The 24,770-nt window shown below is 40.0% G+C and carries 18 protein-coding genes and 1 pseudogene; 16 read left to right on the forward strand and 3 right to left on the reverse strand.

Translation table 11 applies throughout. The features are described from left to right. Window positions 1–123: 123 nt before the first annotated feature. The 6 genes from BN1765_RS20240 (at window position 124) to BN1765_RS07850 (ending at window position 8,332) form a co-directional block, all read left to right on the forward strand. Window positions 124–537, forward strand: coding sequence for a hypothetical protein (locus BN1765_RS20240; protein WP_187119431.1), 414 nt, complete (start codon window positions 124–126; stop codon window positions 535–537). Next, window positions 527–1,174: a Wadjet anti-phage system protein JetD domain-containing protein gene (locus tag BN1765_RS07830; RefSeq protein ID WP_050614593.1), complete on the forward strand. Its 648-nt coding sequence runs from the start codon at window positions 527–529 to the stop codon at window positions 1,172–1,174. Before BN1765_RS20240 ends, BN1765_RS07830 begins: the two co-directional genes overlap by 11 nt. Next, window positions 1,171–2,679, forward strand: coding sequence for a hypothetical protein (locus BN1765_RS07835; RefSeq protein WP_050614594.1), 1,509 nt, complete (start codon window positions 1,171–1,173; stop codon window positions 2,677–2,679). Before BN1765_RS07830 ends, BN1765_RS07835 begins: the two co-directional genes overlap by 4 nt. Then, window positions 2,679–3,413: a DUF6063 family protein gene (locus BN1765_RS07840; protein ID WP_050614595.1), complete on the forward strand. Its 735-nt coding sequence runs from the start codon at window positions 2,679–2,681 to the stop codon at window positions 3,411–3,413. The genes BN1765_RS07835 and BN1765_RS07840 overlap by 1 nt, the downstream gene beginning before the upstream one ends. Further along, window positions 3,406–7,857, forward strand: a complete 4,452-nt coding sequence (locus BN1765_RS07845) for a hypothetical protein (RefSeq protein WP_050614596.1) — start codon at window positions 3,406–3,408, stop codon at window positions 7,855–7,857. Before BN1765_RS07840 ends, BN1765_RS07845 begins: the two co-directional genes overlap by 8 nt. 109 nt (window positions 7,858–7,966) lie before the next feature. Next, entirely contained in the window at window positions 7,967–8,332 is a 366-nt protein-coding gene (locus BN1765_RS07850) for a hypothetical protein (RefSeq protein ID WP_050614597.1), read from the forward strand. Window positions 8,333–8,336: 4 nt separating this feature from the next. On the opposite strand, the gene BN1765_RS07855 is transcribed toward BN1765_RS07850, so the two are convergent. Then, window positions 8,337–9,482: an aminotransferase A gene (locus tag BN1765_RS07855; RefSeq protein ID WP_050614598.1), complete on the reverse strand. Its 1,146-nt coding sequence runs from the start codon at window positions 9,480–9,482 to the stop codon at window positions 8,337–8,339. Between the two features lie 414 nt (window positions 9,483–9,896). Between BN1765_RS07855 and BN1765_RS07860 the strand changes: the two genes are divergently transcribed. The 3 genes from BN1765_RS07860 to BN1765_RS07870 all read left to right on the forward strand — a co-directional run bounded on the left by BN1765_RS07860 (window position 9,897) and on the right by BN1765_RS07870 (window position 12,653). After that, window positions 9,897–10,370: an RDD family protein gene (locus BN1765_RS07860; RefSeq protein ID WP_050614599.1), complete on the forward strand. Its 474-nt coding sequence runs from the start codon at window positions 9,897–9,899 to the stop codon at window positions 10,368–10,370. Between the two features lie 352 nt (window positions 10,371–10,722). Then, the gene (locus tag BN1765_RS07865; RefSeq protein ID WP_050616708.1) at window positions 10,723–11,628 is read left to right on the forward strand and encodes a chemotaxis protein; all 906 of its coding nucleotides are present in this window, start codon (window positions 10,723–10,725) and stop codon (window positions 11,626–11,628) included. Between the two features lie 251 nt (window positions 11,629–11,879). Next, window positions 11,880–12,653 (forward strand): alpha/beta hydrolase, encoded by a 774-nt coding sequence (locus BN1765_RS07870; protein ID WP_050614600.1) that lies wholly within the window; start codon window positions 11,880–11,882, stop codon window positions 12,651–12,653. A 335-nt stretch (window positions 12,654–12,988) separates the two neighbouring features. On the opposite strand, the gene BN1765_RS07875 is transcribed toward BN1765_RS07870, so the two are convergent. Beyond that, window positions 12,989–13,348, reverse strand: a complete 360-nt coding sequence (locus BN1765_RS07875) for a winged helix-turn-helix transcriptional regulator (RefSeq protein ID WP_050614601.1) — start codon at window positions 13,346–13,348, stop codon at window positions 12,989–12,991. A gap of 168 nt (window positions 13,349–13,516) precedes the next feature. On the opposite strand from BN1765_RS07875, the gene BN1765_RS07880 reads away from it, so the two are divergent. Both BN1765_RS07880 and BN1765_RS07885 read left to right on the forward strand, forming a co-directional pair. Next, the gene (locus BN1765_RS07880; RefSeq protein WP_050614602.1) at window positions 13,517–14,263 is read left to right on the forward strand and encodes an SDR family NAD(P)-dependent oxidoreductase; all 747 of its coding nucleotides are present in this window, start codon (window positions 13,517–13,519) and stop codon (window positions 14,261–14,263) included. A 599-nt stretch (window positions 14,264–14,862) separates the two neighbouring features. Next, the gene (locus BN1765_RS07885) at window positions 14,863–16,884 is read left to right on the forward strand and encodes a HelD family protein (protein ID WP_050614603.1); all 2,022 of its coding nucleotides are present in this window, start codon (window positions 14,863–14,865) and stop codon (window positions 16,882–16,884) included. Here the strand turns inward: BN1765_RS07885 and BN1765_RS07890 are convergent. Further along, on the reverse strand, window positions 16,876–17,598 hold the full coding sequence (locus tag BN1765_RS07890) for a MerR family transcriptional regulator (protein ID WP_050614604.1): 723 nt from the start codon (window positions 17,596–17,598) through the stop codon (window positions 16,876–16,878). The two genes, BN1765_RS07885 and BN1765_RS07890, sit on opposite strands and share 9 nt — an antisense overlap. Before the next feature lie 404 nt (window positions 17,599–18,002). On the opposite strand from BN1765_RS07890, the pseudogene BN1765_RS07895 reads away from it, so the two are divergent. The 5 genes and pseudogenes from BN1765_RS07895 to BN1765_RS07915 all read left to right on the forward strand — a co-directional run. Next, window positions 18,003–18,634 (forward strand): annotated as a pseudogene (locus tag BN1765_RS07895) (SpoVR family protein); the annotation flags it as partial. Between the two features lie 488 nt (window positions 18,635–19,122). Further along, window positions 19,123–20,328, forward strand: coding sequence for a DNA/RNA non-specific endonuclease (locus tag BN1765_RS07900; protein ID WP_390621194.1), 1,206 nt, complete (start codon window positions 19,123–19,125; stop codon window positions 20,326–20,328). Between the two features lie 257 nt (window positions 20,329–20,585). Then, window positions 20,586–21,284: an ABC transporter ATP-binding protein gene (locus tag BN1765_RS07905; protein WP_050614605.1), complete on the forward strand. Its 699-nt coding sequence runs from the start codon at window positions 20,586–20,588 to the stop codon at window positions 21,282–21,284. Window positions 21,285–21,297: 13 nt separating this feature from the next. After that, entirely contained in the window at window positions 21,298–23,646 is a 2,349-nt protein-coding gene (locus BN1765_RS07910; protein ID WP_050614606.1) for an ABC transporter permease, read from the forward strand. A gap of 338 nt (window positions 23,647–23,984) precedes the next feature. Then, complete coding sequence (locus tag BN1765_RS07915) at window positions 23,985–24,467, forward strand: hypothetical protein (protein ID WP_050614607.1); 483 nt, start codon at window positions 23,985–23,987, stop codon at window positions 24,465–24,467. Window positions 24,468–24,770: the final 303 nt, after the last annotated feature.

Below are 24,770 nucleotides of genomic sequence, written 5' to 3' on the forward strand. Positions count from 1 at the left end.
AGAGCACATATCGTGCTCTTTTTTTTGTGTGTGTCAATAAGTCTAGGAGCGGGGCAAATGCTATTTTCTTATAGTGGCTGCTTTGATATAATCGGAATGCGACAGGGAAGGGAGAAATCCTATATGAATGAAAACGGTGATAGACTTGAAGAGTTATTGACTTCTATGAGGTATACAAGCAAAAAGAAAAAGGTATATACGGCTGAATTGGAAAGTCTCCTGCAGATCAACCCGTTTCAGGGATATAACGACTTTTTTGAAGCCGTCCAAACAGCGATGGCTAAAGGCTTGTTAAAGGCTATAACCAATAAAAAAATGAATGCTAGAACGCCAGCTTTGCCGCAAGCTTTTTGGCTCATGCCGTATAAAGCAAAGGGGAGCTGGAGTACAATCGAAATGATGAAAATGAATGATCTTCTTTCATTTACGTATTATGAAAAGTACCCGCAGTTCCAAACGGATGAACAATGGGACAAAATCGTTTCCGTTTATTCTTTTTTTGAAGGAGAAGCGTCCCCATCGGGAAGTGTCAATTGAAGAAAGAAGCCTGGAACTGTTTGGGCATGAAAAATACCTGACGGATCCGAAATTATTTCCAGCCGGCCCCCATTTTCTGGCCCGGCTTGGCCTTTCAGCTGGGGATATCCATGCAGTAAGTAAAAGCGAGCCTTTTATCTACTGGACAAAGTTGGGTAATAACTCCCAAGAGATCCGAAATGTATTAATTGTGGAGAATTTATCTTTCTTCCATACGGCCGTTTCCTTATTGGAGGAAGGCAATTTGGATTATAATCCGGAACTCCTCATATATGGGGAAGGAAAGAAGATCGAACGGAGCTTGTCTTTTTTTTGTAGACAATTCCCGAAGAACCGGCCATTATTTTGGTACGCCGGAGATCTTGACCCGGAGGGAATCAGCATTTACATACGCCTAGTGGAAAAATTCCCTGAATTTCGCTTTGCCCTGGCAGTGTCCATCTATGAAAGGATGTTGCAGCATTCATCCTTGGCGAATGATGCAATCGGCCAAATCAACAATGGGACGCATACAGAGTTGTTCCTGGAAGAATTCAGCTGGGAACTAAAGCAGGCAATGCGGCAACTGTTACTTAAGGGAAAGCGAATACCACAGGAAGTATTGACAATAGAAACATGGAAGAGAGGATTGTCATGAAAGCAACATTAGACGGATTTTCGCAGAGGATGAAAAGGCTCAATCCTCTTTTTCATTTAGGGAAAGGAATGGAAGTAGGGAATCTGAAGCCGAAAATTCAGTCGATCCTCATGCAGGTATTATTGGAAATCTTTTATCGTGAATTGAATGATGATGACCAGCGGCAAAAAACAGATATCCGCTTGATCATCCAGGAAGTGGTCGACATGATGGGGCTGTCGGCAGATTCCAAAACGATTGACCGAATGGTCAGCGGATTGCTGTATAGAGGCAAGGAAGAGGAAATGAAGCCTTTTGAAGCGGAATACTACAATGAAATGACGCAAACATGGGATACGCAGACTTTTCGTTATGTCACCATGGATGATCTACATACGGATTTGGAAAAAGGCCAAAGAACCGTTTATAAATTAACGGATGTGGCTCAGGAAATGATTTTTATGAGCCGCGAAATGGCAGAAGAGTTTTCCATTTCTATCGAACAGTTATACAGCATGCAGTTGATTAAAAACGGCAATTTCAAGAAAGCGACAGATAATCTGGACCTTTTGATATCCCGCGTTAAGCGCCTCATTAAAGGAGAACAAGCTTTCCAGAAGGAAATGAAAGAAAATCCGAAAATCCTTGTCCTGGAACAGGAACGGCAGAGAGAAGACCATAAAGATGCCATCGAATCTCAGTTTGAGGAAGAAAAGAAACATTTCCGAACGATTATGACTTTATTGGAACGGGCAAAAAACAAGGAAGATTATAGCAAAGTGAAGGCTGAGCTTTTTTTCCTGCAAGATCGCTTTGAGCATGCACGCCAGCTTCACGACCATTTTGCCAAACTTGTCATTGAAAATATTTCAATTGAGCTTAGGTTGAAAGTGGAAAGGCCGTCCCTCTTCTGGGAAAGTTCCTTCATTTCTTTCAAGGAACATTATTACGAAGGCTGGTTTATGAAACAGGGAGTGGAAGATTTCTCATTGGTCGAGAAGATTCTGGGACCATTGTTTTCACCAAGGAATGAATTTATCTTGCCCCTCGATTGGGTGTGGGGAGAGCAGGAATATGAGGCGTTGGCAGAACAGGCAGACTTTGGCGATGAAGAAATCGAGGAAGAAGAAGAGTATCGATTAAAGGTAACGGATTGGCAATCGGTTGTCGGCGCATGGACATATGTATTCGACCATTTGAAGGAATTTGGCGAGTTTTCCCTTTCTTCGCTTGCAGATCTCCCCTACGAGGCACAGGATCAATGGTTCGAAGAAAGTGAGACATTGGACATGTGGATGATGTTTGACCGCAAGCCGCTAGTTATTGCTGTCTATGGAAAAGAAGAAGAATTATTGCATGATGAACGGGAAGTGCTTATTTCCAAATTGATGGCAGCAAATCCGGAATTCAGTTATTTTGAGGGGAAACAGATTTACACAAAAGTAGAGGAAGACAAATCGGCGATCACATGGTACCATACCAAAATTTCACCATTCAAGCTATGCATAAAGGAGAATGACCAATAATGGAAATGGAAGCAGTAAAACGAGCGTCATCCATCTATTTCGCCTTGTTGAAAAATAAGGTGATCGAAGATACGGATGAGATGTATGAACATTATTTTGAGCCTACGACCCGGCAGCTGGTCGGAGTGATGGCAGACGAATCGGGTACGCAAATTATTGAAACGACTAAAAGGCTGCATTTGGTCACATCCTCCACCGGCTCTCTTTTTGCAACCAATTTTACGCACTTGAAGGATAAACATAAAAATATCGAGAACAAGAAATACTTTCATTTGGTATCCATCATTATTATGGCTTTTCTTTCCATAGTCGACCGGAATAGGGCGACAAGAATTGGTACAGAACGTGAAGGAATCTCTTTTTATGCTCTTGAAAGAGGCGTCCATGATCTGATGCAGAAATGGGGAGTGCTGTTGAAGGATCACCCTGATTATGGTTTGGAAAAGAGGGTGGACATGAAGGAAGCGTATGACACGTGGATGAATATGGAGGTAGCGGATTACCAGCAATTCGATTACAAAAAAGGAAATAGGCGTTCACGGCTTGGTTTAATTAAAAATGCGATGAGCCTTTTGGAGGGAGAGGGGCTAGTGATCATCCTTGACCGCCATGATCTTCCGAAAGCCATGCCTAAAAGCGAGTTATTCGAGCGGATCGAATATCTGTATCATGATGATGCCCGCTATGAAGAAATGAAATTACTCATGCAAACGGAGGTGCAGCAGGATGCCTAAAATACACCGAATTCGTATCGCCGGGTTGAAATATGATGGTATGCAGAAACAGTATGCAAACACGATTTTTGACTTTCATAACGATGAAGGAGCTACTAATGGGCTGATCGCCTTAATGAACGGCGGGGGCAAAGGGGTGCTGCTTCAGACGATTTTTCAGGTGCTGAAGCCGGGAACCACTTGGGGGGAAGAAAACAATCGGCATTACCAGCAATTTTTTTATAATAAACAAGAGCAATTCGTCCCTTATACCTTCCACGTGGCGATTGAATGGGAACTGGATGGTTCAGATAAGCGGCACTTGATTTCAGGCGGCATTTTCAGTGCAGCTAAAACCGTGAAAATGAGAGACGGGGACGAGGCGGAAGAGGATTTAAAAGAAGAAAGCATTACACCGATTTTTCATTTTTATGCCAAAGAATTTGCGGTTGGAGAAGGCGTTGACCTTGCGGAAATCCCGCTTTACAAAGATGGCCAGGCGCTTTCCGCTGAAGAAGTCATCGGCGATTTCCTTCAATGGCAGGGATACTATATTTACAAAAAACCTGCCGAGCATTATAAACTGCTGTCCTCATACGGCATCAACCGGAAAGATTGGGACATCATTAAGGATATCAATCTGACCGAAGGAGGCGTCGGCAAATATTTTGAAGGTGCTGAAGACGACCATGCACTGTTCCAGAAACGCATCATCCCGACCGTCAGCCAGGTAATCAAAAAACATGATTCGCCGGAAGATGATTTGGTGGAAATATTCAAGAACCAAGCAAGCATCGCTAAAGACTTGCCGATCCTTCTTAAAAGGGAACAGGCCCATACGGAGTTTTTGAATCTAGTGATCCCATTCGAGCAAAGTGTGGAAAAAGCGCTGGAAAACGAAGAAAAAATGGAGGCCCATGTGCAAAAAGGACGGCAAGTGCTGGCTGCGCTGGAATATGCCATCCAATCCGATGAAACAAGTTTAAAAGAAGTAGAGAAAGAGGTTGCCAGATTAGAATCGGTGTTAGCAGAATTGCGTTTTCAGAAAGATAATCTTGAATATGCCAAAATCCATCGCCAAAAAGAAGAGTTAGAGAAGTCTATCGAAACCAGCAAGGAGAAGCACCAAGCATTGCTTGAGAAGCTAGCGGAATTGCGGCGCCAGAAAGAAGAGCAGGTATTGCTCATTTCTTTAAAGGAATGGGAAGAGATAGAGAATACCGTGCAAAACCTTTTGAAACAGAAAGAGTCCTTGGAGCAAAGCGATCAATTAGTGGAAGTAAATGAACGAATGGACACATTAAAATCCTTGTCAATTGAACAATGGCAGGCAACACTCTCGAAAATCCAGGAAGATATCAAGCAATATGAAGGATTTAAGAAACATCTGTACAGATTGGAAACAGATTATAAACAAGCCTATCAGCACAAGGTGGCAGAGCTGGAAACAACGAAGCTGCAAATAAACCAATTGCAGAATGATATGGCAGACTTCGAAGCGTTCAGGGACCGCATCTATCACGAATTCGGGGATAAGGCGGCCTACGCATTTCCAGAGGTGCTTGAAGAATATCGAAAGAAAGTAATTGCCGCCCAGGAAGAAAAAGAGCAGTTGGAATTAAAGGAAAAAGAGTCCCAGAAAAAGCAGAGTAAGCTGGCTACTAATATTGGGAAGCTGCAGCAGATGATCGAAGGCATGGAACTGGCGATCAATAATAAACAAGAAGAACTTGGCCGGCAAATAGAAAAAGAAGAAGAACTTGCCCAAGGTCTTTATGCCATTTTCAAGAGGGAAGTCGGCACCCTTAATAGAAGCGGACTGTCCGTACACATGGATGAATTGGATGGCAAACTGCTTGATTTGGCACAGCAGCTGGAACATCATAAGCGCACGCTGTGGGAAGCCCAATTGGATCAATCGCTGAATGCCGAGTCTTTTTGGATACCCAACAAGGATATCAGGATCGTCAAGGAATGGATTGACGACCATACAGACATAGATGTTTTTTATGGCACACAGTTCCTGCAATCATTGCCGGACGTGGAAAGAAGCGAATTGCTGGAATCATATCCGCTCTTGCCTTTTGGACTTGTGATGAAAACAGAAGAGCGCAAAGAATTAGAAACGAAAGAATGGAAGGACCTTCTTCTGAGAAGCCCGGTGCCTTTATTCGGGCGTGATGAAATGAAAGGGACGGCTGAGATGCCGTATTGGATTGTCCGGTCAGGCGAGCAGGAAATTGTTCTGGAAGATGCCAGCTTGGACAAATGGAAAAACGGAATAGCCCAGACGGTCGATTCCCAAGTGGCCACTATTGCCGAGCTTGATAAAAGCAGAAAGGCTTTGGGCGATTTTTGGAGAAAGCTTGATAAATTGAAAGACCAAAAGCTCAGTGATGAAATCAGTCTGGAATTGGAGACTGAAAAAAAGAGCGTGACGGAACAGCAGAATGTGCTGCAGAAGAAGATGAAAGACCAACAGGCAGAAATCGAAAGACAGTTGAAATTTTCCCAATCCGTCCGGTCTTTGGCCAGCTCCATCGCGCTTTTGCAAAAGCAAGTGGCCACTCTTGAAGAATATGAACAACAGCAGGCAAAATATGAAGAATGGCAATTGGCCGTGAAAAGTAAACAGGACCGGCAAAACCAATTGGTTAGTGATCTGAAAATAATCGAAGGGAAACAACAGGATACCTTCCTTGCCAAAGATAGTTGGCACAGTACATATGTCAGCTGGAAAGTGGAATTGGAACATCAATTGAAAAAGGTCATGAAATTCCTCCCGGGCCAAGACTATCCTAACTTTGAAGCTGATGCTGAAGAATCGGAAGCCGAGCCGCAGTTGTCGTTGCATATTCTGGATGAGCTGTTGGTGATGATCCAGGAAATGGAGCAGCTTGAAAAGTCCAAGGAAGAGCGTGTCCAGGAATTGAAGGTTGTCCAGGCACAGCTTGAGCATTTTCAACAAACTAAAACAAAACATGAGCAGAAAATGGCGGACCGTACGAGTGAATGGAAAGCAACTGCTGTACCGACTGAACCGGTATTAGTGCTGGAAAGGCAGTTGGAATCCCTCAAAAAAGAGGTGGCGGCCTGTGAAACAGAGGAGCGCGAACAAAGCGACGGTATCAAAACAACTATAGGAACATTGGGTGCGATTGTCCCGCAGCTGGAAAAATCGTCGAAAAAGGTGCAAAAACACGGGAAGCAGCCGGAAGAGTGGGAGGATCTCAATCTCGAGCTCAAGGAAATCCAGCTATCGCAGGAAAGCAATGAAACGCAGTCCGAATTGTCGGCGGCACAAAAACTCCTGGAAGAGACCCAAGAAAAAATAAGGGGATATGAAAGCAATAAGAACACCTTATCCGCTATTCTAGAGGAGCCTCCTTCCCTCTGTATGCCGGAAGATCAAGAAGCCGTCCACCAAGATGCAAAAAAATGCGTGGATGACTGGATTCAGGAACAAAAAAAGGTCAATGAGACGGTGGAAGCCGGCCAGCTGGCGGTAGATAGAGCCCATAAAGACCTGAAGAAGGCGATTGAGGATAAGAATTGGGAGCCTCGTTTAAAGAAAGAGTGGCTTTCCTCCTTAAACTTGATGAATCTTAGACAGCATAAGAATATACATGTGGTCATTATCGGAATGAAGCGCTTCTCCATGAATGGTTTGGAACAGTTGGAAAAGGATAAAGAAAGAGCGATGAAGGCCCAAGAAATATGGGCTGTCCGCGCTTCGATGAAAGTAATGAAAATAGCTGGTTCCATCCGTATGATGGTGGGCAAGATGAAATTCAAGAATGAATCAGGCCATCAATTCCCGCTGGTGAAATTCAAGGAAGACATCCTTCCCAAGAAGGCAGAGGACGTTGAAGAGCTGCTTAAGCAGCATTTTGTCCATTCCATCGATCAGATTATTACTAAATTCGACAATATCGATGGGCAGAATAAAGAGCTTATGATGGACATTAAGAAGCATGTATCGGATGAAAAGATTCTGTTTGTGTCGCTCCGCAATCGCTATCCGGAATTATTGGTATACAATATGAGAACAGACAACGCCTTTATGTATAAAGTGCCGAGCAAAGAGCATTATTCCACTTGGAGAACGATCAATCAAGGTTCCAAAACGAAGTCGGACGGCAGCGGCGGGCAAAAACTGTCAGCGCGAATGGTCATGATGATGATGCTTCTGTCTGTCAAAAATGAGACAGACCACCATTGGGTCACGTTATTATGCGATAATCCATTCGGCCAGGCGGCCTCTACCCATGTCCTTGACCCAATCTTTACAGTGGCGGAAAAACTAAGGTTCCAATTGATTGTTGTGACACCCCCGGAACTTGTTAAGACGGAAATAAGCCAACGGTTCAATGTCTTTTATAAATTAGATTTTAAACGAGTGAATGGAAAAGAAATCATCCATGATACGGTCGTCCCGATGTATCGTATCCAATCTCATTCCTAACCGCAACAAGCTGGAGAGCGTCTCTCCGGCTTTTTTGCGCTGCCCGGGTTCATATATGCCAGGGGGAATTCATATATTTCAGCAAGAATACAAGAAGGGGGAGATCTAAATGAGCCTGTTTGATGATATCGAAGAAAAATTCAGGGAATTGCCGGACGGCAGATATGTGGTGAAGGTGGAGGGATACAGCCGGGAAAAAACCATTCACGGAGCCAGGCCAATCAAATGGCAGCTAAGATTGATGAGTGATGATCCATCCCAGCTGCCTTTGAAATTCAGCCATATTGAAAATAATGCCGGCTTTCATATATTAATGAGAGAATTAAAAGAACTCGGCTACGATAAACCAAAAGACGCTAAAGAACTCGAAATTCTGCTAAATAAACTGATTGGTTCCTTGCTGGAAGTGCAATTATCAACCACTAATAAGGAGGAAGGCTATCGTGATATCAAGTTTCTCCGCAAATTATCATGAATCATTACCGTTTTGACAAGAAGGCCTGCAATCGGTCCAGCCCTTCCCGCAGCGTATCCATCGAATAGGCGTAACTTAAGCGGAAATAGCCTTCCCCATCCTTGGAGAATGCACTGCCGGGAACTACTGCCACTTTCCCTTCTTTGACAAGATCAAGGGCGAAATCAAAGGAATTTTTTTGTCCTGCAGGAATTTTGACAAAAAAGTAAAAAGCGCCGTCCGGCTTCACGACATCTAACTGCATCTCCAATAACCGGCTATAGACGTAATCGCGGCGCTTTTTATATTCCGCCTTCATTTCATTGCTGTCATTTTTGCCGGCTGTCAACGCCGCTATGGCCGCCTTTTGTGAAATGGAAGAAGCGCAAGAAACATTATACTGGTGCACTTTCAATATCTGGCTGCAAAGCTCAGATGGGCCGTAAACGAAGCCAATTCTCCAGCCCGTCATACTATGGGACTTTGATAAGCCATTGATGATGATTGTCTGTTCTTTCAGCATGGAAGCGATGCTGACGTGCTTCCGGTCAAAAACCAGTTCACTGTATATTTCATCAGCTAACACAATAAGATTCTTTCCCCGGACAAGCTCAGCGATTTGCTGAAGCTCTTCTTCCGTGAGTGAAACACCTGTCGGATTGGATGGATAAGGAAGAATGATCACCCTGGTTTTCTCCGTGAGATGTTGAGCCAATAGATCGGCCGTCAATTTAAACCCATTCCCGGTGACATCCACATGGACAGGGCGGGCTCCGCATAGTGTGACAATCGGTTCATATCCAGGATACACGGGGCCGGGCAAAATCACCTCATCACCTTCACTCAGCAAGGTGCGCAGAGAGATATCGATCGCTTCACTTGCGCCGGTCGTGACAATAATTTCGGATTCAGGCTCATAAGAAACGCTATATTTTTCGTCCATATAAGCCGAGGCTGCCTGACGCAATTCAAGATATCCGGCGTTATGTGTATAGGTGGTAAAATTATCATCGATTGCTTGTTTCGCTGCTATTTTAATATGCTCCGGTGTTGGGAAATCAGGCTGGCCGATTGTCAGGGAGATGACATCATTATAAGGCGCAACCATATTAAAAAATTTCCGGATGCCGGATATTTCTATGTTTTTTACACGATCATTCACATGGTACATTCGGTGTTTCCTCCTTCATTTGCGTTCATGCCTGCCCTTATGTACTTATCTTTTGGATCGAGGCTTAGCAATGCCCGTGCAGGGAAGCCAAAGCTGCTGCACAAAGTTTATTATAGTGTACCACTTTTTAAGGGGGCTTCCTATAACGTGTGAAAGGAAGCTGTTTTTGTATAAAAAACGAATTGGGGTGGGAAGCTGTGGTCAAAGAGGAGAGATTCATACTGAATATTAAAATAAATAGATATATTAAACGTATTAAATTATGTTGATATAATAAAAAAGAATGTGATAGTCGTCAAATCCTTGTTTGTTTGCCTAAGAATATAGAAACAAAGAATCCAGGAATTGCACGACGGCATACATTCAGAGATGAAGCTGCAAGAAAACGCATAATTATATAGGAGGAGTCTTCACTTGTCAGAACAAGCACTAACGCAAAATATGAACTATTCACCATTTTGGAGCCGATTAGCGTCCTATCTGATCGATGGCTTAATTATAAGCGCGATCATTTCAGTGTTGGGGTCACTCGGTGTTTTTTCCTTAATAGGCATTTCATTTGATCCTTCCACATTATCAGATCCAAATAATTCGATGGCAAATAATTCTGGTTATATGGTAATTACGCTGATTATTAGCACGCTTTACTATGCTATTCTCCAATCTTCAAAATGGCAGGCAACAGTCGGCAAGAAGCTAATGAATAATAAGGTCACCAATTTGAATGGTGAAAGAATTTCCTTCTTTACAGCCGTTATCCGCCATTTGTCGATGATTTTTTTATCCAGTATAATGATGATTGGATATGTCATGTATTTCTTCACAAAAAAGAAGCAAACATTGCATGATTTGATCGCCAAGACAGTCGTTGTAAAAACCAAGCCATAATCATCAAAAACTCTGAAGCGCGCTTCGGAGTTTTTTTTGCATGAATAGGATCAACTGGAACTTTGATTGGCAGGGGCGTGCCACCGGTTATTAATTGAACCTATTTAAGTTCATACTGTCGCTTTATTTTCCAAATATCAGTTTAATCCGCGTAAGATGTGTGACCGGCTAAAGCCAGTCCTTCCTGATTCACAGGTAAACAAAAACATTCTCTAAATAATCCTGATTTTTCGGCCGATATAAAAGGCGTAATGATGTTTTGCCTTAGAAGGCCTTTTTCATGCATGGTCATTGTTGAAAAGAGATTGAATAGGCGGAAGAAATGAAGAAACGTAGGGAAGGGCGAGGCGCTATGGAAGAAAATAAAGGAATCCTGCTTGAATCCGGAACGAATGAGTTGGAGATTGTAGAATTTGGATTAGGGAAAAATAAATTTGGCATCAATGTTATCAAAGTAAAGGAAATTATCAATCCCGTGCCTGTAACGTTTGTACCACAGGCCCATCATTATGTAGAGGGCATCATTGAATTGCGGGAAGAAGTTCTGCCAGTTGTAGACGTGGCAAAAGCGATGGGTTATTCTCCTTCCCTGACACCTGAACAGGATAAATTTATTGTTGCCGAATTCAATAAACAAAAAATTGTATTCCATGTCCATAATGTGACGCAAATACACCGGATTTCATGGAAACAAATAGAAAAGCCGTCCGATATGTATCAAGGACTGGAGAGCCAAATCATTGGAGTTATAAAGATGAATGGCGAAATGATCCTCCTTTTGGATTTTGAAAAGATTGTCGTGGAAATCAATCCAGAATCGGGCATTTCTGTCCAGCAAGTCAAAAAATTGGGGCAACGAAACCGTTCGATGAAAAAAGTAGTCGTGGCTGAAGATTCGCCGCTATTAAGAAAGCTGCTTCACGATACCTTATTAGAAGCGGGCTTTGAGAATGTGGACTTTTTTGAAAACGGACAGGACGCAATGGATTATCTTGAACGTATTGTAAGTAAAGGCGAGAAAATCGAAGAAAAAGTGCAAATCATCGTAACGGATATTGAGATGCCGCAGATGGACGGGCACCATCTGACCAGAAGAATCAAAGAACATAAAGATCTTGCGGTGTTGCCAGTCATCATTTTCTCTTCTTTAATTACCGATGATTTACGTCATAAGGGCCAAGTGGTCGGGGCAGATGCACAGGTCAGCAAGCCTGAAATCGCCGAGCTGATCTCTTATATTGATCATTATATTTTATAAGGGCCTTGACTGAGGCACGTGCAAAAGGATAGCTTTGTGCTATCCTTTTGCACGTGGTTGAAATAAAACGGTGTCCGATAAACATCGAAACCTTTAATTTGGGGCATTGATCCAAGAAGGATTAATGCCTTTTTCTATTGAAGAAGCCCTTATTGGAGAAACGGGTAGGTTAGTTGAACAAGGAAGAATTGTGATAAATGAAATTTATGGTAAATTAAAAATGCAGAAGTGATAGCAAAGGAGGAATTATCTTGTTAGAAATATTTCCTGTATATATGACTTCCTTCAAACAAGATAGGCTAATTAGAGTATATCTACCTAAGAATTACAACGAAGGAAGGAAAAAATACCCCGTCTTATATATGCACGATGGACAAAATATTTTTAATGATGACGATGCAATTGGAGGCACATCTTTAGAACTTGAAAACTACTTAGATAAAAATGGATTAGAAGTTATTGTTGTTGGAATAGACCAAAATACCAAAGACCGAATAAACGAATATTGTCCTTGGATAAATGGAGAGTATAGTAAAAAAATATTGGGGCACGTTAGTACATCTGGCGGAAAAGGGATAGAGTATGTTGACTTTATCGTGAATGAACTAAAGCCATTTATAGACAATAAATACCGTACGTTAAAGGACAATACCGCAATGGCAGGTATCTCTTTAGGGAGACTTATTACTACATACGCTATGTGTCGTTATCCTCAAGTATTCAAAAATATAGCCGTATTATCTTCTGCTTTTTACCGTAACCAAGAGGAAATTGAAAAACTAATAAAGGATTCTGATTTGTCTTTAATTAAAAGGATTTACTTAGACTGCGGAGATAAGGAATCAGGAAATGAAGAAATCATAAATAAGGAGTTTTTAGCTTCAAATAAAACCATTTATGATATTTTAAAAAAGAAAGTAACAAGTACAGAGTTTGCAATTATTATTGATGCTGAACATAACTACTCTTTTTTTAGAGAAAGAGTTCCTAAAATTTTTTCTTTTTTAATCAATAATTTAAGATAAAAGAAAGATTAGATTGTGTAGGTTTACACTTAAACAAACGGGTGCTAGAGTTTATCTCGACTAATTTTTAACATTATCATCTAAAATAGTTTTTAATATATTGTTTTTCTCTTTAGAAAATATATCAGATACCAAACTACAAATACTATAGGAATTAAGTAAGTTAAAATAATAAGAATCATCTAATCTAAAGTAGCCCTCCGTGTTTTAGGTAATGCTGTATTACATTATGTATATTATATCTTGATAGTGCGTTCAAGTATTCCTAAACCTTATTCTGAAGGTATTGATTAAGATGATTAATACCTTTAGATCTCTATGAAATTATATTATCTTTAATATGAAACTTGTTCTGGTTGTACAATTTCATATTCACCTTCTGCATACTCTTGCTCCGCATAATGGCCTCCCCATTGACAGAGCTCCTGCAAGATAGGTTTAAGAGATTCTCCAAGTTCAGTGGATGAATATTCAACCTTCGGCGGTACTTGATTATACATCTTTCTGCTCACAAGTCCACTGGCTTCAAGCTCTCTAAGTGTTTGAATCAGCATTTTCTGAGTTATATTTGGGATAATGCGCTTTAATTCACTCGTTCTCTTTGGTCCATTCATTAAAAAGTATAATACAAGGCCTTTCCATTTTCCGCCAATAACTTCCTTTGTCACTTCAAACCCACAACTAAATTTTTTCATGTCTAAAGCTCTCCATTCCACATTTATTACTTTTTAGTTACTATATCACAAAAAAGTGGGTACTTCCGATAATGTGCTTACTGAAGGATACTATATCTTATAAGTTGTTCTTCAAGTACTTAAAGGTACTAGACATAAAATAAAATTAATTCTAAAGGAGTGTTAAGTATGGGTAAATTTGAAGGTAAAATAGCGCTTGTAACGGGTGGAACAAGTGGGATTGGTCTTGCTACAGCACAAAAATTTGTAAACGAAGGTGCATATGTTTATATCACGGGACGTAGACAAAACGAACTTGATAAAGCTGTTAACCAAATTGGCAAGAACGTAACCGGTGTTCAAGGTGATATTTCTAAGCTTGAAGACTTAGACAAACTATATGACATTATAAAGCAGGAAAAAGGTAAGTTGGACATTCTTTTTGCTAATGCAGGTGTCGGCAGCTTCCTTCCATTAGGTGAAATTACTGAAGAGCAGGTTGATAGAACGTTCGACATTAACGTTAAAGGAACCATCTTTACTGTTCAAAAAGCGTTATCACTATTCCCGGACAAAGTAGGTTCTATTATTGTAACGGGCTCTACTGCTGGATCAATTGGCAACCCAGCGTTTAGTGTATATGGAGCTTCTAAAGCAGCATTAAGAGCACTAGTTCGTGACTGGATTCTTGACCTAAAAGGAACTGAAATCCGTGTAAATGTGGTTAGTCCGGGAGGTATTCTTACACCTGCATACGATGAGCTTTTTGGTGATGCACTTGAAGGAGTAATAGAAAATAGCAGAGATACTGTTCCAGCTGGAAGAGTTGGGACACCTGAAGAAGTAGCAAACGTTGTATCTTTCCTTGCTTCAGACGAAAGCAGCTACTTGACTGGTGTTGAATTGTTCGTAGATGGCGGGCTAGCACAGGTATAATTTCACTGCGCAGAGATTACAAATAGTCCCCAAAAAAGGTTAATGGGGATTTACTTGAAGAAGTCGTATAAAAAAGTCGTTTCCTTAAAGGACAGGGAATTCGACTTTTTTTATGTTTGAATTTGCTTAAAGTTGTACATTCGCATTTTCCTGGGGCTACCACTAAATGACCTGTAAAAAAGATTACTTTGTGAATAAATGTACTTAAAGTAACTGGAGCTTTACTTCATTATAAAGGGTTGTGAAGCTCTTTTTTGTTACATCGATAAAACATATGGTGTTGTGCCTTCTAATGCAAACGGGAAAAAACCTCCAGCATCAGGCTTTGAGTCATAGTAGCTTTTGGGAAAATAACCAATTTCCATATTCACTTTTCTTGACTCCTTCGTTCAAAAGTATTCATTAAGATAAGTCTACAAATATTGTACTATATAAACTTTTTCACTTCGCTAATTAGTGAATATTATCAATTAAACAAAGTGGCAGGTTAGTTGAACAAGAATTGACATTAATCGAAAGAAAAAAACAACCCTCCATTTAAACACCAGCGAAAATCTTTTTGTTATGCTTGATGATACATTTGAAAAGGAGGGGATTTCGTGACGGACACAAACGAAATTGCTTATCTTGAAAAAACTTTAAGTCAATTAACAAAGGCATATAAAAAGCTTTCATCAAACATTACTGATCAAGACTACAATTTTAAAAGTTTACAAAAATATATGGTTGAATATAAAAGTGAACTAGATAAATTCGAGGTGTATGATTACCAGCAAACCTTAAGTATGATAGACAAGAGGGGTTTCGCACAAGTGATGGAACGTGAGCAAGTAAGAAAGCTTATAGAATCCCCATACTTCGGACGATTTGACTTTTTATATCATGGTGACCATCCGAGTGAGGCAGAGACAATCTATATCGGGCGCTTCGGTTTTGCTGATGAAGAAGGTACACAATTAATTTATGATTGGCGTGCACCTATTTGTAATATGTACTATGAATTTGAAATTGGTGAAGCCTATTATATTGCGATGGATCAGCGATTTAGCGGTGAACTTATTAAGAAACGTCAAATTAAAATTGAAAATTCTAAGCTTCAATATGTGCTTGATAGCTCATTAACGATACAAGACGAGGTTCTACAACAAACATTAACCCAGCATGCAAATGATAAGATGAAAACAATCGTTACTTCCATTCAACGAGAACAAAATAATATTGTACGGAATGAATCAGCGTATAATGTCATCATTCAAGGCGTTGCTGGTTCTGGGAAAACGGCTGTTGCCTTGCACCGCATCGCTTATTATTTATATAAATTCCGTGATACGTTACGAGCAGAACGTATTTTTATTTTGTCTCCAAATAAAGTATTCAGCGATTATATTTCTACCGTCTTACCAGAGCTTGGTGAAGAGCCAATTCGTTCGTTTACATTGGACGAGCTTACGGCAAATTTATTACCAGCTGCTGTAACATTTAGATCATTTGAGGAAGAAACAAAAGAAATTTTATCGAATCCAGATGGGGCGCTGGCTTCGCGTGCAAAAATGAAGGGGAATTATCCATTTGTTCAAAAGCTGCAATCCTTTTTAGCTGACTTAGACTTAAAGCTTCTTGAATATGAAAACATCTCCATTGTTGGGATAGTGCTGCAAGCTGATTACTTACAAGGGCGCTTCCTTCAATATCGAAAAGAGCCGGTTGTTACCCGTTTAGAGCTTATGGCCGATGATATTATTCAAGTGCTTAAATCCAAGTGGGATAGGGAAGGGAAACTCCCGAGCAAAAACGAAGTCATAAAGCGGCTAAAAAAACGTCTCTTGTTTTCTTCACCGTTGGCGATTTATCGTGCCTTTACTGAAACACTGGGTGAAAACTCATTTAAGTTTTCGAAAAAACGTTTCGAATTTAATGATGTATACCCCTATCTATTTGTACAGCTTTATTTTAAAGGAATTAAGCAGTATGAGCTCGTCCAGCACTTTGTACTAGATGAAATGCAGGATTATTCACCGATCCAATATGCTGTATTATCTAAAGTGTTTACGTGTAAGCGAACAATCATTGGCGATTTCAGTCAGGCTCTTTTGCCATACGAAACGATATCCAAAGAGGCATTTGAAGCTATGTTTCATAATCTGGAATACGTAGAATTAACAACCACCTATCGGTCATCGTATGAAATTGCGATGTATTCAAAAAAATTCATGCGTAATGGGGAAATTCATCCAATTGCAAGGCACGGGAAAGAACCGAAAGAATGGATTTATTCGACACTTGAACAAATGCTGAAACAAGTCCATGAAAATGCGATGAATGATTATCGAACTACGGCAATTATCTGTAAAACGGAGAAAGACTTACAGTTTTTGCAGGAACATTTAAACATACCTTTTACACTACTAGACGGCCAAACAGAAAAGTTTGAAACAGGCCTCCTTTTAACAACGATTCAGTATGCGAAAGGTCTTGAATTCGATGCGGTGATCGTACCTTTTGTGAACGAGACCAATTATCGAACTGAATTTGACCGTGGACTATTGTATATTGTCTCAACTAGAGCGATGCATGAATTAACAGTACTCGTTGATCAAGAAGCACCTTCTCCATTATTGTAATTCCGTCAAAATAGCAATGATTGATTCCACATCATTCATTGCTATTTCTAATTGATTGACTAAATCATCTGTGACATGAAAAAATTCCGTGGAAAAGGCAGGTGTTTGTAACATTTGCCGAATATCTGTCTTTCCCTTTGATTGTTCCAGCTCATGAAATAAATGGGCGATACTGGTGATCGAATAATGCGCGCTGCGCAACGTCCGGATGACGAGTAATTTTTGCAAATCGCGCTGCGTATAGATTCTTCGATTTTGCGTATTTCTTTCAACACAATATAAATGATTGCGTTCCCAATTCCGTAATGTTTCTTCCGTTAACTGAAGCATAGCGGCAACAGTCTTGTGGGAGTAGGTTTCACCTGTAATCGATTTATTTTGTAAAATCTGTTTCACCGTCTCAATGGCCTCTAAAGCATACTCATATTCTGTTTGCAAATACGCTAAATAGGATTCTGCTGCCTGTAAGCCTTCCTTAAATTTTTCACGGCCGCTAAGCTTGACGATTTTTGTGGCCTCTTTGCGAAGGTTATTCTGAATAAATTCTTGCTTAAAGGCAAGTCTGGCAATTTTCATTTGCTTCAGATGCAGATCTGAATATTCTCTGTAACCATTTGGTTTTCTTGGTACAGGCGAAATATAATGCCAGTCTTCATACAGTCGTACTGTATTGGGATGAACCTGAGATAATTCAGCAATTTCACTAGTTCTCATAAACAACCGCCTACTAACTGAAGATAGAATGTAATGAAATAAAAGTTTACTATTGAATAATTAAGATTTATCATATCAAAATGATTAAAGCAAGTGATTAAAAGTGCTTAGGTATGCAAATAAATTTAATGAATAATGGTTATACAATCTTATAAAAATTGATTGAATGTTTATTTAAAAAGGTTCGTTCGAAAACAGTACAATTGATCTATAAAGGACTATTATGAAGTAATCTTGCTTAAAAAATCATTTGCTAACTTATCCAATAGCGCATTCAAGTAACGTCAATTTATACTAAAATTGTTGAAGCAATTTACTTAAACTCATGGGTGCATTCGTTTAAGAAGAAAGTTAAATTGGCGTCTAAGGGAAGAGAACGAAAAACGGAAGATCCCTAGACGAAGGAGGGCTGGGCGAGCTACTGGCATCAGCGAATTCTGCGAGAAATGGACCTGACGCCAGGGGAGTCGGTTGAATTTGCGAAGCTGAATGCAGGCGTTGTGCAGTCGTCGCGAACAGGCATCAACCCGTATTACTTAGGCTTGAAGATGTTTGAAGATATCGAAGAGTGTTTTGATAACCCGACGGAAGAGAGGAAGTGGCGGGGAGTCGAACCGGGGCCCGACCGAGCGCAGATGTTCGAGGTACGGGAAGTGGAGTTCGATATCTCCTTCCTCTGCAATTACCTGACGAAGGATCTGGTCATGCGCGGGGATATGTATCTGTTTCAGAAGCAGGGCAAGGATTATAAGGCTGTTGATAAGGAATGGAAAGCGGTCCGTGATCAGCTCGTCAATATGTGGGTCAATGGCGGGTTTCCGAACATCACGATCAATGACGGAGATTATTTACGGAACGGGGAACTGTATCTGAAGCATTGGTACGAAGGAATTGAGCTTGATGTGAAGTATTTGGAGAAGGTGCTTCCGTACGTCTACCTCTGTAGGGAAGAAGGGTGCATATGGAGACGATGATTGAGGAGAAGCCGATCCTATATTCGTATAATAGCAAAGGGATTCATAAGAAGTATTTGTGAGTAGTGGAGCAGCATCCTTAGGGTGTTGCTTTTTCTTATTCAACAAACGTGGAATTTAAGGGGCCGCAAATATATTCTTTTTTGTAATGCAGTTAAGAGTTGATTTCTCAGAAGCTAATGGCTGTAAATCCATTTTGATTTGTCTGGATGAAATCTTAGAACATTTGCCAGGCGGCCGTCTGTTAGTACATAAGAAATATTAAAAAGCAGGAAAGTTCAAAGAAAACACATATCAAGTTCACTCTAAATTTCATACGTAATTGATATGATTAAGATAAGAAATTAAAGGAGGATACAAAATGCTAGGACTGTTTTTGGTGCTTTTTACCTTATGTCTTGCAGCTCTATTCGTGGGATGGAAAAAAACAAGTCTCGTGTTGTTTTGGCTTCCAGAAAACAAAAGAAATAAGGTGTTTATGATTCTAATTTATGGAGGTGTAGCGATAGTTTCATTGATTGGTGCGCTATCACCGTCCACCATAGAGAATATGGCTTTTATTCTATTCTCAATCTCTTTTTTGGCACTCTTAATAGGTTTAATTAACCCAGCCTTTATATTCAGAAAATCTCCTGAACCCAAAAAAACTAGAGCTAGGGTATTGAAAGTTTTTGGAACAATTGCCGTTTTGTCTGTCGTTATAGGTATAGCAACGGCACCTCCGGTTGAAGAGACTGCTCAAAGAAGCGAACAAGCAGAGCAAATTGAAGCAGATAAACAGGAAGAAGCAGAAGCTAAGGCCAAAGCTGAAGCCGAGCGCAAAGCCAAAGAAGAGGCTAAAGCTAAAGCCCAAGCTGAAGCGGAAGCCAAGTCTAAAGAAGCAGCAGCTAAGAAAAAGGCAGAGGAAGAAGCTAAGGCCAAAGCTGAAGCTGAGGAAAAGGCAAAGATAGAAGCAAAAAAGAAAGCTGAAGCGGAAGCTAAGAAAAAAACGGAATCACAGTTCGCCGGTTACACACTGATTAAAGTGGATGGTGGAGATACGTCTGGATATCGCCAAGCTAAGGTTGTCGTAGATATTGGCTTTGGGGATCGTGAATACTGGGCATTCACAAATGAGTACGGCCAGTTGGTGCGGGTCATTGCTGACAAAATCATTCTGCAAGATGACAGCAGCGAACCCGTAAATTCGTCTGGTAGATACTATTCTGATGAAGCGAAAGTTCCAGGTGTTGAAAGTGACTCACTAGATGAAGGACATATTATCGCTGATTCTCTTGGAGGGGTATCAAATGCCTACAATATTACTCCGCAAAATAGTACGCTCAATCGACACGGTGACCAAGCATATATGGAAAGAGTAATTCGCGATGCAGGTGGAGCAACTAATTTTGAAGCGATTATCACATATCCAAATACAAAGACACAGACTCCATCACATTATCAGTATACCTACACGATTAACGGAAACAAGGTTGTGGATTCCTTTGATAATGTAAACCCTGACGAAGTGAATAAATCGCTTGGATTAACAGAGAGCAAGCCTTCTAGCTCAACTGGTTCAAACGCTGGCTCAAGCACCGGTTCAAGTACTGGTTCAAACAAAGGCGGTGACCTTTCCAGTGTGGATGCGAACGGCAATGGAGAAGTTACGATTCAGGAAGCCAAAGATGCAGGTTATAGTATGCCGATCACAAGTGATCATTGGTTGTATCAATATATGAGAGATAACGACGGTGATGGTATGGTGGGTGAGTAGACATTAGCAATCAAAAATAAACTATTAAAAAAGAAGCTTGGATATCTTATCTCAGGATGACAAGCTTCAAACGTATGTAAATGAGATATGCAAACCATAATAAAAGAAAGAATACAGGAATTTTTAGGGGAATATGAAATGTACTGTGAGTTAATATAGTGCTTGTTCAATAAACTGAGGCAAGTACAGAAGATCAGACTGTCTAATTGGCGGTCTTTTAAATAGTAGATATAGAAAAGCCAAAAAGGAGAATTCGTATGATCAAAATGATTGATGTTTCAAAGGTATACAAAAATGGAGAAGTGGAAACACACGCCTTAAAAAATATCAATTTAACAATCAATGACGGTGAGCTGGTCGTTATTCTTGGACCAAGCGGAAGCGGCAAGAGTACATTGTTGAATGTCATTAGTGGACTTGATCAGGTCTCGTCCGGCAGTATTCTATTTCAAGACAACGAGCTTACTAAGCTATCAGATGCAGGTATGACAAAATTTAGACGAGAGTATTTAGGCTTTATTTTTCAACAGTTCAATCTGCTTCAAAATTTAACGGTCTATGAAAATATTCAAATCGGCTCTGATATTGGCAAACAGCCGCTAAACATTGACGAGTTACTTCCTAAAATCGGACTAGAACAGCTGCGCAATAAGTATCCCTCTCAGCTTTCCGGCGGTGAGCAGCAGCGTGTCTCGATTGCCCGTAGCATTGCTAAGAACCCTAATATTATTTTTTGTGATGAGCCAACTGGTTCTCTGGATGAAGAAAATTCAAAAAAGGTGCTTGCCTTGCTTCAGGATTTAAATCGTAACAGTCATAAAACCATCGTCATCATTACGCATAATATAGGGATTGCAGAAATGGCACATCGAGTCATAAAAATGAACTCTGGTGAAATTACCGAAATTGTTTCTAACGAGACAACAAAAGATGCTTGGCAAATAAACTGGGGCTAGGGGGGGAGATCATATGCTCTTAAAAAATGTCTTCAAAACAATAACGAAAAAATGGATGCAGTTGCTTGCAATCGGACTGATTATTATATTAAGCTCGGCTACCTATACAATGACGTACTACGCTTTAAGCGGCATTGAAGAGCCGACAGAGAAATACTTAAAGGATTATCAACAGGAGGATTTTTCTGTAGAAATGCTGAATGTGCTGACGAATAATGAGCTGCAAAATGCTCAATATCGTTCACTTATAGAACAAGGTATTTTTACACTTTCAGAAATAAAACGGGTAGATCCTCAGTTATTTAATGAGCTTATCGAAAAACGCCAAGAACAATTTACTGCTGCCTTCTCTGATGTCGCAGTTGAGCTGCGTGAATCAAAGAAAATCCAATACAAATTAGATAATCAAAACCACTCAGCCTTATTATTAAAAGACGCTAACAGGATTAACCTATCTTACATAGAGCAGGGGAATAAACCCGAACAACCGAATGAAATAGCCATTGATAAGACGTATGCACAAAAGAATGACCTTCGGATAGGCGACACATTGACCATCCAACATAAGACTTATACTATTTCTGGGTTTGTGCTATTTCCAGACTACACATTACTAGTATTTGATAATAGCTTAAATATGGATACGGCCAAGCAAACAGTTATTTTAATGACAGACGATGCCTATGAAACGATTAATGAACGAGAGCAGTTTCGTTTAGCCGGCATTCAATTATCTACCGCTGATGTGAACACGGCATTTGATGAACAGCAACTGCCATTTGTCACGCAAATTATTGATACAGCTGGCAATATGCGTAGCGGTGCTATATACGATGAATTAACGCAAAGCAAAACAACAGTTGTGGGCTTAAGTATTTTTATAACAGGCATAGCAGTTATTATGATTGCGATTATGATCTTCAATATTTTACAAAATGAACGCGGTCAAATTGGGATTTTAAAAGCGCTAGGGTACAGCCGTGTGAAAATCGTTGCCCCTTATCTATTATTGATTTTAACGTATGCATTCTTTATGATGCTGCTTGGCTATGGTGTCGGCGTTAATCTTGCAGAGCCATTGAAAAATTTATATCTCGATTTTTATTTGGTTCCTGAAATGCCTATTCATCAGTTGCTGTCTGTATTTGTTACAGCAATTTTAGTGCCCCTTACGTTTTTTGCGCTCGTTTTCGGCTTCATTTTATGGAAAATTTTAAGAGAAAGTGCGTTACAATTATTGACACCTCAGCAGTCGCAGTCCATTAATCGTCTAAGCCGTTTGGTGAGCAGGCTGCTTGCGCGCGCAAAGGGTTCAACAAAGTTTAAATACCTGCAGGCAATCAGAAGTACCGGTAGCTTCATAATTTTCTTTTTAGGTATAATGTTTGCTACTATTTTGATCACTCTATCCTTTATGTTAGATGGACTGGTCGACCGGATGACAGTCGGTTATTTAGAAAAGGTAGATTTCCAATACATTGCTTATGTAGATGTTTCCAAGGCTGCTCCTGCATTACAAAGTGGTGAAGAGCCATTTTTAACTTATCCGTATGCAAAGGTGAATAATAAAATTATTACATTACAGGGATTGCAGGAGAACAATAGGTTTTATCAGCTTTACGATGCAGATGATCGAAATATAACAGCACTGCTTTCTAAGGGGGTTATCATTACGCAGCCGCTTAGTATAACTGAAAAGCTTTCAGTTGGAGACACTATTAAGATAACTGTCAATAATCAGCAGATTGAGAAGCCTATTGTCGGTATTGTGGAAGATTACACAGGAAATCAAATAATAATGGATATTAAGGAGCTAAGTTTATTTTTATCGAACGGACAGTCGGACAAGCTATATAGCGGCATTTACTCGAAGAAGCCTATTTCAGATGAATACTATTTATCAGTCAGTTCAAAGAAACATATGCTAGATTTATCGGCTTCGATGAGTAAATATATGCTTTTAATGACGAATGTTTTAATTGGTGCTGCAGCAATCATCGCAGCTAGTATTTTATTTGTTTTAACGTCCTTTACTGTCGAAAAAAACTACTATGCTATTTCATTGTTAAAAGTTATGGGCTATACAAAACGTGAGGTCAACGCGATGATTTTAAACAGCTATTATGTCTATGCACTGATTTGTTACGCGATTAGCATTCCGGTTTCTTTAATTACTATACGCGCTGTTGTTAACCTTTTTGCGAATGAATATAATCTTGTACTGCCCTTAGAATATCATTGGACATTTATGGTTTATACCTTTGTGATCTTGTCCATTGTTTTCCTCGTAAGTACATGGGTAAGCAGACGTAAAATTAATCGCATACCACTTCAGGAAGTATTAAAGCAATATAATGGTTAACAATCCATTCCGCCTCGGTGTAATGGGGGGTCCGGATTCAACTTTTGTTCACGTGCCTGGCACTGAATACACGAAAAATAACGAGGCTTTACTCCAATTTCAAGGGTGGTACTCAGCTCTTATTTTGTTATACTACAAACGGGCAGGTTAGCTCAATAAATGCTTCCATTTTTATGAAACGCAAAAGGGGCAAAATGGTATAATTAAAGCGGAAAATTTACAAAATCTAATTTTCAAGAGAGACAACTATCAAAGGGAAGATTTATATAGCAAACAAGAAGAAGTTGCTGTATAGCGTTGTATTTACTGTAATTATTATTGGTATAGGGGTCATTAGTTTGTACGCACAGTACCCGATAAAGACGGACGCGGTGGATATTAAAAAGCATTTAGAGGATTGGGAAAACAGGTTTGATACACCGTATACGATAGAGGTTAAATCATTTAAACAGTTAGGGGAAACAGGTACATATCTTGCTTCTTATAAGCTGGATGAATCCCCAGCTATGGCGGTGTTAGAGAAAGGTATAAACAATCGACTAAAGATTGTGTCATCGGGTTCTGGAACGAGTATGGTACAATATGAAGATGTTGCGACGGATGATGGGGTTTATGTAGTGCTTTATGGCGTAAATCTGAATGAGAAGATATCAATGATAGAAGTAGATTTACAAACAGCAGATTACAGTTATCGTGTAGATGTGCCTAAAGGTGATTACTTTACGGTGGTAAATTTGCTACCGACTACTATTAAAAGCCCTGTAACGATATCTTTTATGGCGTATGATAAAAACGGTAAGGAATTAATTTTGGATGAGTAACTATTTGGAGAGACAGCATACTGTCTCTCTTTTTCTAACGAAGACAATAAAGTTATTTAATTTATAATAAAATTGTTTATTTCTTATGCAACAAACGGAGCAGCATTCCTATATTGAATGAACCGATTAATTATGTAAAACTAACTATATTTGTGAAATGAGGTACTTAAAGAAACTGGGGCATTACTCCAATATAAAGGGCTGTGATCAGCTCTTTTTTGTTATGCAGCTAGTGGCAGGTTAATTCAATAATCGGAAGGAAAAAGATACATAGAAAGGGAACTATGGATATACCTGATTAAA

The organism is Bacillus testis, from assembly GCF_001243895.1.
In the GTDB taxonomy this organism is placed as follows: domain Bacteria; phylum Bacillota; class Bacilli; order Bacillales; family DSM-1321; genus Bacillus_AD; species Bacillus_AD testis.